Origin of the sequence: Luteolibacter sp. Y139, assembly GCF_038066715.1 — a bacterium.
In the GTDB taxonomy this organism is placed as follows: Bacteria; Verrucomicrobiota; Verrucomicrobiia; order Verrucomicrobiales; family Akkermansiaceae; genus Haloferula; species Haloferula soli.
The window spans coordinates 143,616-156,264 of record NZ_JBBUKT010000011.1 but is presented as its reverse complement, the minus strand read 5'-3'; the positions used below and the strand labels follow the sequence as shown (position 1 = coordinate 156,264).

Annotated in this window: 12 protein-coding genes; 9 read left to right on the top strand and 3 right to left on the bottom strand. The window is 62.7% G+C overall.

What is annotated here, in order from left to right; genetic code table 11:
- Positions 1-15: 15 nt before the first annotated feature.
- The 4 genes from WKV53_RS23150 to WKV53_RS23135 all read left to right on the top strand — a co-directional run bounded on the left by WKV53_RS23150 (position 16) and on the right by WKV53_RS23135 (position 4,528).
- Positions 16-2,496 carry a beta strand repeat-containing protein gene (locus WKV53_RS23150; RefSeq protein WP_341407269.1) on the top strand — a complete coding sequence of 827 codons (2,481 nt, stop codon included), beginning with the start codon at positions 16-18 and terminating at the stop codon, positions 2,494-2,496.
- A gap of 2 nt (positions 2,497-2,498) precedes the next feature.
- The gene (locus WKV53_RS23145; RefSeq protein WP_341407195.1) at positions 2,499-2,768 is read left to right on the top strand and encodes a hypothetical protein; all 270 of its coding nucleotides are present in this window, start codon (positions 2,499-2,501) and stop codon (positions 2,766-2,768) included.
- 137 nt (positions 2,769-2,905) lie between these two features.
- Positions 2,906-3,379: a hypothetical protein gene (locus WKV53_RS23140; RefSeq protein WP_341407194.1), complete on the top strand. Its 474-nt coding sequence runs from the start codon at positions 2,906-2,908 to the stop codon at positions 3,377-3,379.
- A gap of 171 nt (positions 3,380-3,550) precedes the next feature.
- Positions 3,551-4,528, top strand: a complete 978-nt coding sequence (locus tag WKV53_RS23135; RefSeq protein ID WP_341407193.1) for a helveticin J family class III bacteriocin — start codon at positions 3,551-3,553, stop codon at positions 4,526-4,528.
- Positions 4,529-4,615: 87 nt separating this feature from the next.
- Here WKV53_RS23135 and WKV53_RS23130 read toward each other — a convergent pair whose 3' ends face one another.
- Positions 4,616-6,325, bottom strand: a complete 1,710-nt coding sequence (locus WKV53_RS23130) for a DEAD/DEAH box helicase (protein WP_341407192.1) — start codon at positions 6,323-6,325, stop codon at positions 4,616-4,618.
- A gap of 156 nt (positions 6,326-6,481) precedes the next feature.
- Positions 6,482-7,762, bottom strand: coding sequence for an NAD-dependent succinate-semialdehyde dehydrogenase (locus WKV53_RS23125; RefSeq protein ID WP_341407191.1), 1,281 nt, complete (start codon positions 7,760-7,762; stop codon positions 6,482-6,484).
- A 177-nt stretch (positions 7,763-7,939) separates the two neighbouring features.
- Here WKV53_RS23125 and WKV53_RS23120 point away from each other — a divergent pair, with 177 nt between their 5' ends.
- Positions 7,940-8,455 carry a Dps family protein gene (locus tag WKV53_RS23120; protein WP_341407190.1) on the top strand — a complete coding sequence of 172 codons (516 nt, stop codon included), beginning with the start codon at positions 7,940-7,942 and terminating at the stop codon, positions 8,453-8,455.
- Between the two features lie 124 nt (positions 8,456-8,579).
- Here the strand turns inward: WKV53_RS23120 and WKV53_RS28745 are convergent, their stop codons facing one another.
- Positions 8,580-8,690 (bottom strand): entericidin A/B family lipoprotein, encoded by a 111-nt coding sequence (locus WKV53_RS28745; protein WP_375341839.1) that lies wholly within the window; start codon positions 8,688-8,690, stop codon positions 8,580-8,582.
- Between the two features lie 313 nt (positions 8,691-9,003).
- Here WKV53_RS28745 and WKV53_RS23110 point away from each other — a divergent pair, with 313 nt between their 5' ends.
- From WKV53_RS23110 to WKV53_RS23095, 4 genes are all read left to right on the top strand, one after another.
- Entirely contained in the window at positions 9,004-9,930 is a 927-nt protein-coding gene (locus tag WKV53_RS23110; RefSeq protein ID WP_341407188.1) for a diacylglycerol/lipid kinase family protein, read from the top strand.
- Entirely contained in the window at positions 9,927-10,733 is an 807-nt protein-coding gene (locus tag WKV53_RS23105) for a metallophosphoesterase family protein (protein ID WP_341407187.1), read from the top strand. The genes WKV53_RS23110 and WKV53_RS23105 overlap by 4 nt, the downstream gene beginning before the upstream one ends.
- Before the next feature lie 136 nt (positions 10,734-10,869).
- A complete protein-coding gene (locus WKV53_RS23100) occupies positions 10,870-11,343 on the top strand; it encodes a hypothetical protein (RefSeq protein WP_341407186.1) in 474 nt (157 codons plus the stop codon).
- A gap of 91 nt (positions 11,344-11,434) precedes the next feature.
- Complete coding sequence (locus tag WKV53_RS23095) at positions 11,435-12,604, top strand: vWA domain-containing protein (protein WP_341407185.1); 1,170 nt, start codon at positions 11,435-11,437, stop codon at positions 12,602-12,604.
- Positions 12,605-12,649: the final 45 nt, after the last annotated feature.

The following is a 12,649-nucleotide window of genomic DNA, read 5'->3' as shown; positions in this document are numbered from 1 at the left end:
ACGGAGGTCCATACCGTGCTACACACCGCCCTCACGGCCACCACCGTGGACTTCGGTGGCCAAACGCTCCGGCTCGCCGCTGACGGCGAACTGATCTCCGGAACCGGCAGCTCGGTCGTCACATTCCAGAACGGCTCGCTGACCGCTGGTGGCGCTGCCGATACCCCCGGCACCATCTTCCTCGCCAACGCGGGAGCGAACGCCCCGGTGGTCACCGCGAAAATCACCGACAATGGCAGCGGCGCGGTCTCCCTCAAGACTGCTGGCAATGTCACCATCGGCAACACCGTGGCCGCGAGCACCAATAACTTCAGCGGTGGCACCACCGTGACCGGTGGCACGCTCACCGTCGCATCGCCCATCACCGCAGGAGCCAAGTCCGGCCTCGGCACCGGACCAGTGACGGTGAATCAGGGCGGCAACCTGCGCATCCTCACCGCCAGCACCGCCAATGCCCAGAGCTACGCCAACAACATCAACCTGAACGACGCCACGCTGACCTCCGAGGACGGGGTGGTGACTTACGGCGGCACCATCACCCTGAGCGGCACCAACACCATCAATGCCTACTATGCTGACAACAAGAGTGCCCTCTTCACCAACCCCTCCAACTCCATCACTGGCACCGGTAACCTGGTAGCCACTGGCACTTCGATCGTCTTGTCCGGAGTCAACACCTACACCGGCACCACCCGTGCCGCGACCGGCAACCTGCAGTTCGACAAAAGGGTGTCATTCTACAATGACACCCCGGCCAGTTGGACCGCCGCCAACCTGATCGTCAACAACGCTGCAACTGCCACCTTCGCCGTCGGCGGTGCTGGAGAGTTCACCGCGGCGGATCTCGATGCCTTCAAGTTACTCGGCACCACCACCGGCGGCTTCCTGAGAGGCTCGAACCTCGGGATCAGCACCACGAATGCAGGCGGCTCCTTCACCTATGCATCGGCAATCGCCAACCCCAACAACGGCATCAACACGCTCGGCGTCGCCAAGCGCGGCACCGGCACGCTGCTGCTTTCTGGAGCTAACACCTACACGGGTACTACCTCCGTCTTCCAAGGAGTGGTGGACATCAGCGGCAGCCAGTCAGCTGGCGGTGCCTTGGCCATCGGTGGCGGGACCACCCTGCGCATCATCGGCACGGGCATCCTCGGTGGCGGAACGCACACGGCCGCGATCGCCAATGCCGGCACCTTCCAGCACGCCTCCAGCAGCAACCAGACCTTCTCCGGAGTCATCAGCGGCGCGGGCGCCTTCCTGAAGGACACGAGCAACAGCACCGTGACCTTCACCAACAATAACACCTACACCGGTGCCACCACGGTGAATGCCGGCACGCTCACCCTCTCCGCCCAGCACCGGACATCGTCGGGCTTCAATGTCGGACCCGGCGCGACATTGTCCACGACCACGAACAACATCTTCACCGTCGACCACGGCACGGCGATGGATAACGCCCGTCTGTTCACGGTGAATGGCGGCACGCTGTTGTTCCCCAACTCCGGCGACAACCGGATCGGCAACGTCACTTTGCGGAACGGCGCGACTTGGACCTCCAACCGCACCCTCGCCGCCTGGGACTACCTCCTGGCGAACACCTCGACGGGGCCAGCGACGGTCAAGGTCGAGAATACCGGCGGCAGCACCTTGCCATCAGTGATGAACGGCACCGGCGGCATCCACCTTCAGGGAGTGCAAAACTTCGACGTGGCTAATGTCACCGTCTCCTCTGCCACAGACCTCACCGTCAGCATGATCTTGGGCGCCCAAGGCAATATCGGAGGTGCCGTCGGCGGCATCAACAAGACCGGCACCGGCACCATGACGCTGGCCGCCACCAACACCTACACCGGCGCCACCACCGTCGTGGTCGGAACGCTCCTGGTCAACGGCTCCACCAATGCATTGAGCGCTACCAGCGTTTCAACAGATGCGACCCTCGGTGGCACCGGAACCGTCAATGGCACGGTCACCGTGGCGGCCGGCGGCATCATCGCCCCCGGCGCCAATACCGTGGGCACGCTCACCACTGGTGCCGCCACCATCGACGGCATCTACGCTTGTGAGATCAACGGTGCCACCGCCGACAAGCTCGCCGTCACCGGCAACCTCGACATCGACGGCGCCTCGCTGAACGTCACCGTCCTGAGCGCTCCGACCCAGCCGGAGTACATCCTCGCCACCTACACCGGTACCCGCACCGGCACCTTCACCGGCTTGGCTGAAGGCGCCACCGTCACCCCCGGCTACACCATCACCTACGCCACCGCAGGACAGATCAAGCTGGTGACGGCGCCCTCCGGCCCGAGCTACACCTCATGGGCATCCACCTTTACCCCGAATCCGGGTGCCGCAGGCGTGGACTTCGAAACGACGGCTTCCAGAACGGCACCGAGTTCATCCTCGGCGGCTCGCCGGTCAGCGGCTCGAACAATCCGAAGATCTACACCTTCACCGCGGACAGCGATGATGTCGGCACTGACAAGGAGCTGATCATGACCATTGCGGTTCCAGTGGGCACTCCCGCCTTCACCGCCGGTGCTCCCGCCACTGCGAGCTTCGCTGGCTTCGGCATCGCAGTGCAAGGCAGCACCACCCTGTCGTCATTCCCGCTGACGGTGACCTCGGTCGCCCCGATCACCACCAACCTGCCCGCTCTCACACCGGTAGGCGGAGTCAGCTATGAATACCGCTCGTTCAGCCTCGGCGGATCGAACGGTCTTCCCGGCAAGGGCTTCCTCCAGGTGAGCGTCACCAATCCGTAAGCGGGACCACTGCTTCACATCCCCCGGTCGCTCCAGCGGCCGGGGGATTTTGCTTTCCAGCCGTCGGGACCATTCGCAACCATCGGCCAATGACTCCCGCATTCCGGCGTCGCTTCGGTGTCCACACGCTTTTCATCGTGTTGACCGTGGCCGTGGTCGGGATCATCGCGATGATCCGATCGGTCGTGAGTTACGAGGGAATGGCCCATCGTGATTTCGGAACACCCGCGCGGATTGCCACCATCGTCGAATGGTTCGGGCGCATCGAAAAAAGGCCGGCGACAGACTTCGTCGCGGTCACCGACGAACCCGAAATCTTTGGGTTTCCAGAAACCCGGGTGCTCCCTGCTTCCGCGATCCCAAAGGAATTCGTCGACGGCCTCTGGGGAACGTCGGGGCATTCAAGCGGCATGGCGTTTGCCGATTGGTATAGCGTGCTCGCCCATTACGACGAGCAGCACCAACTTCGCGCGATCGAATTCTACGGCTCCAGATATGGAGCCATCGTTTCGCGAGATCCTGTCCTCCGCCCCAAGATGGGAGGAGAGCTCCACCAACTTGCCGGAGCCCCTGTCTTCATCACGGCCAGGATTACCGGCGAGCCGGATTGATCGTGCTCGAAGTCGAGCATGAGGGTCCAGCCGAGTCCACGATCTCGCGCGTGCCATGAGGCACAATCGCCACGTGAGAAAATCGCCACACCGAAGATGATGCACTACCTCCGGTGGTCTGAGCCTATGCGAGCGGAGCATTAACTCTACCCATCTAACATCACTCTTCGAATGACCACCCATTGCCTTCGCCGTTCTGGCATTTCAAAGATCGCCTTCGCTCTTCTCGCGGCCTCCTCCCTCGGGTTACCGGACTTCGCTTCCGCAGCCACCCCCGCCAAGACCGTCAACGCCGCGGCCACACTCGCCTACAACATCAAGTCGCTTCACCACAATCTGGCCATTCAGAAGGCCTACATTGCTTCCACCTACGTTTACGTCACCCAACGCAGCGGAGGCACGGTCTACCTGTCGCGCTGCCTGATCAGCGGCAACAACGCCACCTATCAGGACGAGATGACCCTGACCAACTGCGGTCACGGCCAGACGCTGGACATGTACACCTACAACGACATCAACTACCTGTACGTGAGCTCCAAGGCCGATCCGGCCACCACCGAATACTGGTCGCTCCAGGTAGCCCGGACCCTCTACACCGCCGGTGCCACCGTCGACTATTCCGATCTCCACCGGTTCACCTACATGAACTACGCCAACAAGACCGGAGCCCGACTGGGCACCACCTATCGCGTGGATGCCGGCGGCAATAGCACCCACACCGCCTTCCGCGTTCAAACGGAAGGAGGAACGGTCACTTGGTCGATCTACGATACCGTCGATCTGAACCAGTTGCTGGACGGCAGCACCCAGGTGCAGATGGACAGCGACGCCGCACAAAATGCCTGCGTCTCCAGCTTCACCCAGAGCGGCTCGGACATCATTCGCCCTAACGGCTCCTTCCAAGGCGCCGACCTGCTCGGCTCCACCGAGATCTACACGAGCGGAGGCGCTCAAGGCGAAACCCCATCGATCGCCATGATCAGCAACACCGGCGCCTACAAGTCGCTCGTCAAGATCACCAACGTCGGCAATCACGAGATCGAGGGCGTGCAGACCAAGAACGGTAACGTGTATTTCGTCATCGTCCCGGACCCCGACAACAAGCAGAGCACACAGAAGATCTACTGCGTTTCCGATAGCATCTTTTGAGTGCCGCCTCGCCGGCTGGGGATCTCCGGGACAGCCCGGAGATCCTGAAATCGATGATGCCCGTGAAGGCGATCTGCGCAAGCCACCTCAGGCTTGCTGGCTCTTCGGACCGCGGTCGAAGTCGAGGACGAACTTGCGTCCGCGGAGGCTGGCACCCTTGGAGATTTCCACCAGGCGCTGGGCGCAATCGGCGCGGACGTCGATGCAGCTGTGCTTGGCGAACAGCTTCACGTGACCCACGGCGCCATCCGGCAGACCGGCTTCGCCATAGAGCATGCCGATGATCTCGCCGACCTTCACGCCGTGGAATTTCCCGAGCGAGAAGAACAGCGGCACCATGTCCGCATTGTCGCTCGGCCCTTCGCGACGTTCGCGCGGGCCACGTGGCTCGCGCTGATAGTCACGCGGCTCGCGTTCGCGGAACTCACGAGGTTCGCGGCGATCAGTTGGCCTGCGACGATCACGCGGATCTTCGCGGTCTTCCTGAATCTCGCCGAACTCACGGCCACGCGATTCACGCAGCAGCGTGAAGAGCACGCTCGCGATGTCAGTCGGCGTGTAGCCCTGCTCCAGCAAGCGGTCGACTTGTTCTTCGTGCGATTGGAACTCGCCCTTCTCAAGGCGTTCCTTGATCTCTTCCAAGGCAAGGTCGGCAAGGCGGCCTTCGACCTGCTCCTGGGATGGCACTTTCTCGCGACGAATGACCTGGCGCGTGTAGCGCTCGATCATTTCCAGACGGTGGATCTCACGCCCAAAGACGAAGCTCACGGCACGACCACTGCGACCGGCACGACCCGTACGACCGATGCGGTGCACGTAGTCTTCCGGGTCCTGCGGCAGGTCATAGTTGAAGACAACGTCGATGTTCTCCACATCGAGACCGCGCGCAGCAACGTCGGTAGCGACGAGCAGCTCGATGGTTCCTTCGCGGAAGCGGCGCAGCACGCGCTCGCGCATCTGCTGGGTGATGTCGCCGTGCAGGCGGTCCACCGTGTAGCCACGGGCCAACAGGGACTCGGTGCACTCGTCCACCGAGCGCTTGGTATTGCAGAAGATGATCGCGAGTCGGGCCTGCTCCATATCGAGCAAGCGCGAGAGCACTTCCACCTTCGAGCGCTCGCGCACTTCGAAGTAGGATTGATCGATGGTCGAGACGGTCTTCGACTTCTGGTCGATCTGGATGGTCTCCGGATTGTTGGCGAACCTGCCGATGAGGTGGGACACACCCTTGCTCATCGTAGCGGAGAAGAACATCGACTGGCGCTCCTTCGGCAGCTGACCGAGCAGCTCCTCCATCTCCTCACGGAAGCCAAGGTCGAGCATGCGGTCCGCTTCATCGAGCACGATGGTCTGGATGCCAGTGACATCGAAAGATCCGCGGCGCAGGTGATCCATCACACGGCCGGGAGTGCCGACCACGACTTGGACACCGTCACGCAGGGCGCGGAGCTGGCGGTCCATCGGCGCGCCACCATAGACCGGCACCGCGCGGAGTTGGCCGAGCTTCGAGCCGAGGCGGTGAACTTCCTCGCAGACCTGCACCGCAAGTTCGCGGGTCGGGCAGAGAATGAGCGCCTGAGGGCGGCGGAGGCTGAAATCGAGCTTCGCGAGCAGCGGCAGCGTGAAGGCAGCGGTCTTGCCGGAGCCGGTGTGCGAGAGACCGAGGATGTCGCGGCCAGCCAATGCGACCGGGATCGCCATGGCTTGAATCGGCGACGGGCGTTCAAATCCGAGGACTTCAACGGCGGCGAGCAGCTCGGGCGATAAGCCGAGCTCAGAGAATGGAGGTGTTTCCATAATAGTAGTGATTTCAGGACGGATGATCCTGGAAACCACAAACAGCTAGGCCTCCTGGATCGCACAAACGCCGCGCACTTCCGGCGGCGGGGCGCGGAGACTGCCCCCTTTTTGCGGGCTGGCAAGAACCATTTTCCCGGAAATCCCCTGTAGCTGCTACACGCGGACCGTCTTCACATTCACAAACTCGCGGATCCCGTGCTCACCCAGCTCCCTCCCCCAACCGCTGTCCTTCACGCCGCCGAAGGGAAAGCGCGGATCCGACACCACCTGCCCATTGATCGCCACCGTGCCGGTATCGAGATGCTCCGCGACACGACGCCCGCGCTTCTCGTCCGCACTGAAAACCGCTGCTCCGAGACCGAACGGCGTCTGATTCGCGAGCTCGATCGCCTCCGCTTCATTCTTCACCCGGGTCACCGCTGCCACCGGTCCGAAAGTCTCCTCATCAAAGACCCGCATCCCGGGAACCACATCCACCAGCAGCGTCGCCGGATAGTACGACTTCCCCCGTAGTTCCAGTGGCTCACCGCCGAGCAACAAACGCGCGCCCGCCTTCACACTATCGGTCACCTGCGCGTGCAGTTCGTCGCGCAAACTCGCCTTCGCCATTGGCCCGAGCTTGGTCGCCGCTTCAAAAGGATCTCCCGCTTCGAAAGCCGACAGCTCACTCCGGAAACGTTCGACGAAAGCATCATACACCGCATCCACCACCAGGAAGCGCTTCGCCGCAATGCAGCTTTGCCCCGCATTCACCATCCGCGCCGCGGCACAGGTCTTCGCCGCGTGATCGAGATCCGCGTCCTCCAGCACCAGGTAAGGATCGCTACCACCGAGTTCCAGGACGGACTTCTTCAAGTGCCTCCCCGCCGCCGCCGCCACCTCGCGCCCCACCTCCGTGCTACCGGTAAACGTCAGTGCCCGGATCCGTGGATCAGCGATGAGCGACTCCACCTCCTTCCCCGGAATGAAAACCGCCTGAAGAAAATCCCCGCGCCCGAACGCCTTCGAAATAACCGTCACGATCGCTTGGGCGCAGCCACTCACATTCGACGCGTGCTTCAGCAGGATCGTGTTCCCCGCCATCAGCGCCGGCGCCGCAAAGCGGAAGACCTGCCAGAACGGGAAGTTCCAGGGCATGATCGCCAGCACCGGCCCCAGCGGCTGATGCAGGAGCGCCGCCTCCTCCAGCTCCACCGGCGCGAGCATCTCCTCGCCATGTTCGGCATAGTGCCGGCACGCCGCCGCACACTTGGCCACCTCTGCCACTCCTTGCGTGACCGGCTTGCCCATCTCCCTCGCCATCCAGAGCGCGAATTCGTCCTGTCCGGCCTCCAGCAAATTCGCAGCCCTCATCAGCCCCGACGCGCGTTGCGAAAACGACAGCTCGCGCAGTTCCACGAATCCGGCAGCGACAGCAGCAAGCGGCTCAGGCATGCCGGAATCTGGACGCCGAAGCTCTCCCCGACAAGGGACGCGAAAACGCACCATGCAAAACGCCATGCCAAGCCCTCTGCCCTCACCACCCCACTTCCTCACAAACCATTGACCCTGAGCTCACCTCATCCCCTTTGGTCACATCGGCGCATCGATTGCTAAAACGAAAGTGCCATCATGAAAAACAAAGCCGCTCCTAAAGCCGCCGCCGCCCGCACCACCGAAGATCTGGACATCGGCCTCGACACCAAGGCCCGCGCCACTTCGGTCAAGGCGCTGTCCGGCATCCTCGCCAATCAGCATGTGCTCTACATCAAGACCCGCAACTTCCACTGGAACCTCACCGGGCATCGCTTCCACACCCTCCACGCCTTTTTCGAGGAGCAGTACGAGGCGCTCGCCGCGGCGATCGACAAGACCGCCGAGCGCATCCGCATGCTCGGTTCGGCCAGCCCCGGTTCGATGAAGGAGTTCCTGGCCCTCGCCTCACTGAAGGAATGCTCGGGAGCCCTCATTGGCGGAGAGGAAGCCATCACCGGCCTCCGCGATGACCACGAAGCCGCCGCGCGCGAATTGCGCAAGGCCGTCGACGCCACCGATAAAGCGGGCGACGCTGGCACAGCCGACTTCCTCACCCAGCTGCTCCAAGACCACGAGCAAGCCGCATGGATGCTCCGCAGCTTCCTTGAATAAGGCCGGCCTCCGTCCACAAAAAAGCCCGCCCGGCCATTGGCCGGAGCGGGCGCTTTAAAGGGCGGAGCAGCTACTCCAGTAATTCCAGTATAGAGGCATTCTGGATTACTGGAGTGCTCAAGCTTCAGTGCGAAGCAGCCTTTTCAATCTTCTGACCAGCGGTTTGGACGTCGCGGCCAACGCCGCGGGTCGTCGCGCAAGAGCTGAGTCCTGCGGTTACCGATCCCAGCAACAAGGCGACCAGGACCAGACGGACGGGCAGGCGCACTCCTTCAACGGAGCGGCGGCAAACGAAGGTTTTGGGCAAGAGGATCGGGTTCATGGTGGATCCTTTTTTGCAGACCCCGGACCAAACGGCGAAACGTTGAAATTCCAAGGATTCACCGCCTTGAGAAACCTGCCCGAAATTGCATTGTGCGATCCGTCTTTTTCGCCGGTGGCATTTCGCACGAGAGAGCGTTTCCCCTCATTCTGCAAAGACCCTTTCAGAACAGGGCTGGCTCTGCCGGAAGCGTCCGGGCACGCGGGCTGTTGAGACAACGCTGCCAATGCGTAAGTCCATTCTCCTCCTCAACCGTGGCTCTGGCGGAAACGACCGCGGCCTGAAACCCGACGAAGTCTGCGCCACCGTCACCACCGCCTTCCGCGAGATCGGCCACAGGATCGAGTCAAAGATTGTAGCTCCCGAAAAGATCAATGCCGCCCTCCAGGAGGTGGTGAAGATCCAGCCCGCATCCCTGATCATCGCCGGCGGCGATGGCACCGTCTCCGCCGCGGCGAAATCCTTGAGCGGCACCGGCATCCCGCTCGGGATCCTGCCCATGGGCACCTTCAATCTCGCCGCCCGCGACCTCGGCGTGCCGCTTGATATCCCGGGTGCCGCCACTTTCCTCGCCAAAGCCGAAGTCCACGCGATCGACGTGCTGGAAGTCGCAGGTCGCGCCTGCCTCTGCACCACCATCCTCGGCTTCTACCCCGAGTTCGCGAAGACCTTCGAGCGCCGCGACCACGGCGGGCACTGGTGGAAGAAAGCCTTCAAGGTAATCACCGCCTTGCCTCGCACCTTCGCCGAGTCCCGACCGATCGACCTGACATGGCAAGGCGATGGCATCGAAGGCCGCGCGCGCACCAAGTTCTCCGCCTTCGTCCCCGGCCGCTATCGCGCGACTGCCGGCTTGGTTCCGGCGCGCACCGATTTCACCTCCGGCAAGCTCACCGCCTACATCGGCCGCCAGCGCCATGCCGCCGCCGCACTGCGCGGCATGCTGGACTATATTTTCGGACGGCAAGAGGAGAATCCCGAACTGACCATGCTTCAGGCATCTTCCCTCGAACTCTCGGCCCGTCGGCGGAAGCACCTTTCGGTGATGATCGATGGCGAAATCCTCCGCCTCGCCCTGCCCTTGAAACTCACCATCCTTCCACGGCACTTGCATGTGCTGACCACGGCAGAAAATCTCGCCCCGGCCAAATGACCCGCCTGCTCCATCTTTCCGACCCGCACTTCGGTGCGGCCGATGAAGCGACGGCCCGTTCCTTCCTCGACTGTGCCGCGGAACTCGCCCCGGACCTCACCGTGCTCAGCGGCGACCTGACCATGCGCGCTCGCCGGTCGGAACTCGCTGCCGCGAAGTCCTTCGTCGACCAGCTCCCCCAGCCGCATTTCGTCATCCCCGGCAACCACGACATCCCCGCCTTCAATCAACCGTTCGACCGTGTCTTCCGACCCTTCCGCCGCTATCGCGAAACCTTCGGGCCGGACCTAGAACCCATACTGCGCAAGGGCAGCATCGAGATCGTGGGCTTGAATAGCAGCCGCGGCATCGGTCCGCAATTGGACTGGTCGAAGGGCATTCTTTCACAAGCACAGCTCCAGCGCGCCGCCTCGCGCTTCGCCTCACCCTCGCCGGGCCTCCGCATCCTCACGCTGCATCACCCGCTGCTGGCCCCACCCGACCACCGCCGCGACGTCGTGAAACCGCTGCCCGCCTTGGTTTCCCTGCTCACGGCATCGCACGTCGATCTGGTCCTGTGCGGACACTTCCACCAGTCCCTCATCGGCATCGTCGGCAAAGACGCGAAATGGTCGACGATCGTTTCCCAGGCTCCCACCGTTTGCTCCACCCGCCTGCAGGGAGAGCCGCCCGGTTTCCACATGATTCATCACGACGGCGACTCGCTCCGCATCGTGCTTCATCGCTTCGATCAAACTCGTTTCATCGAATGCAGCGTCATGGATTTCCGCCGTGCCGGGACCGGCTGGCAACCTATCTCCTGATGGCAAAGCGCCACGCGGAAAGACGCCAAAATTGCAGCCTGCTCTGCGACGAAATCGTGACGTCAAATGACCTCTTGGAAAATAGCTGAAATCTCGCTCATGACATCAGGCACGACACATGCGAGGATGATCGGCCATGTACGAGTTGCGCCTGCCAACCCAAGCCCCCTTCGTCACCCTCCAGACCGCCCTGACCCGCACCCTTGATGCGGCCATCGCCTATCGCCACGCTTCCCGGCTTTCGGAGTCCCGGCTCCTCGCCAAGGTCTGCCAGACCTTCGCTGACGAGCGGAATGAACAAGCCGACCGCATCGCCGGCCTGATCGACGAAAACGGCGATGTTCCCGACTTCGGCTTCAGCGGCGAAGCCGATTTCCAGCAGCTGTGGATGACCTTGGTGAACCGCCGTTTCCCGACCTTCCTCGAAGGTCTGCCGCGCGAGTGCGAACGTTGCGACCTCAGGCTCGAACGCGTGTTGCTGCGGTTGGTGAATGAGGGCGCGCCCCATCGCCACCAGCTCGGGGAGATTCTCCGCGACGTTCGGACCGGCCTCGCCCGCTTGCACGAGTTACGCGATCCACACGTCGTGCTTCCGGCATTTAGCCACTGACACAACGAGCCGCTAAAGTTTCCCCGGGATTTCCTCCAAGATAGCGGAACGCCCTCTCGTTCCGCCACGCAGGTAAATCTCCGTGGGATTCATGAATCATTCCGAACTTGAGCCAGACGAACTGGAACCGGACGAGCCGCTCGTCGTCGATGCTCCGACCAAAACCTGGAAGCAAACGTTCGCTCGTTTGGGAGCAGGCGCATTCTTCATCTCCATCCTCATCCACGTCTGCTTCATCGCGCTCGCGATCTTCGCCTTCTACACGCTCGTCACGCCACCGGTCGACGCACCGCCGGATTTCAGCGGCAAGGGCGGCGGCGGTGGAGGCGATGGCGGACACCGCATCCAGCAGCAGGCCCGGGCTCAGCAGAAGATGGCGGCGTCGATGTCCCGCACCATCGTCAGCACCGCGATTTCGGACATCGTGCTGCCGGATTCCAATCCGACACCGATGTCATCCTCGCTGCCGGATCTGTCCGCGGGTGCCGGTTCCGGCGGAGGCAGTGGAGGCGGCAGCGGCGGGGGAAATGGCACCGGAATTGGCAGCGGTCCCGGAGTCGGCACCGGCAAGGGACTCGGCCAAGGCGGCGCCGTCACCTTCTTCAATCAGACCACTCGCGGCAAACGCGTCGCCTATGTGATCGACTACTCGCTCTCCATGCAGGGCAAGCGCATCGAGCTGCTGCGCACCGAGCTGAAGCGGAGCATCGCGGGACTCGGCCTCGACAAGGAATACCAGATCTTCTTCTTCGCCGGCCCCGCGTGGCTCGCAGGCGACAAGGTCGAAATGGACAACCTCCGTCGCGAAGCCACGGTCCGCTCCGGCAGCCGCACCTACAAGTGGGGGATCGCCAAGGATCGTCCGGTCTGGGAGATGGAAAAGGGCCACTCGCGCAGCGTCTACTGGACGAAGGCGGATCCCGCCCGCATCGCCGACTCACTGGACGCCATCCAGCAAACTCCCCTCCAATACGGCACCTCGTGGGAAGGCCCGCTGGAGATGGCGTTGGGACTTTCTCCCGCGCCGGACCTGATCTTCTTCATGACCGACGGTGTGTCCGGCAGCGAGTCGATGAACATCGCCGAGAAAATGGGCCGGCGGGCCAAGAGCAAGAAGACCATCATCAATTCCATCGCCATGATGGAGCCCGACGCGATCGGGCCGATGAAGGAACTCGCCCTCCGCAGCGGCGGGAAATTCTCGATCATCCAGAAGGACGGAACGGTCGAGGAACAGACGCTTGAACCGGTATCCAAATGAACGGCTGGATTTCTGCCGCGCGGGGAAGATCATCTTCCCGGCTCC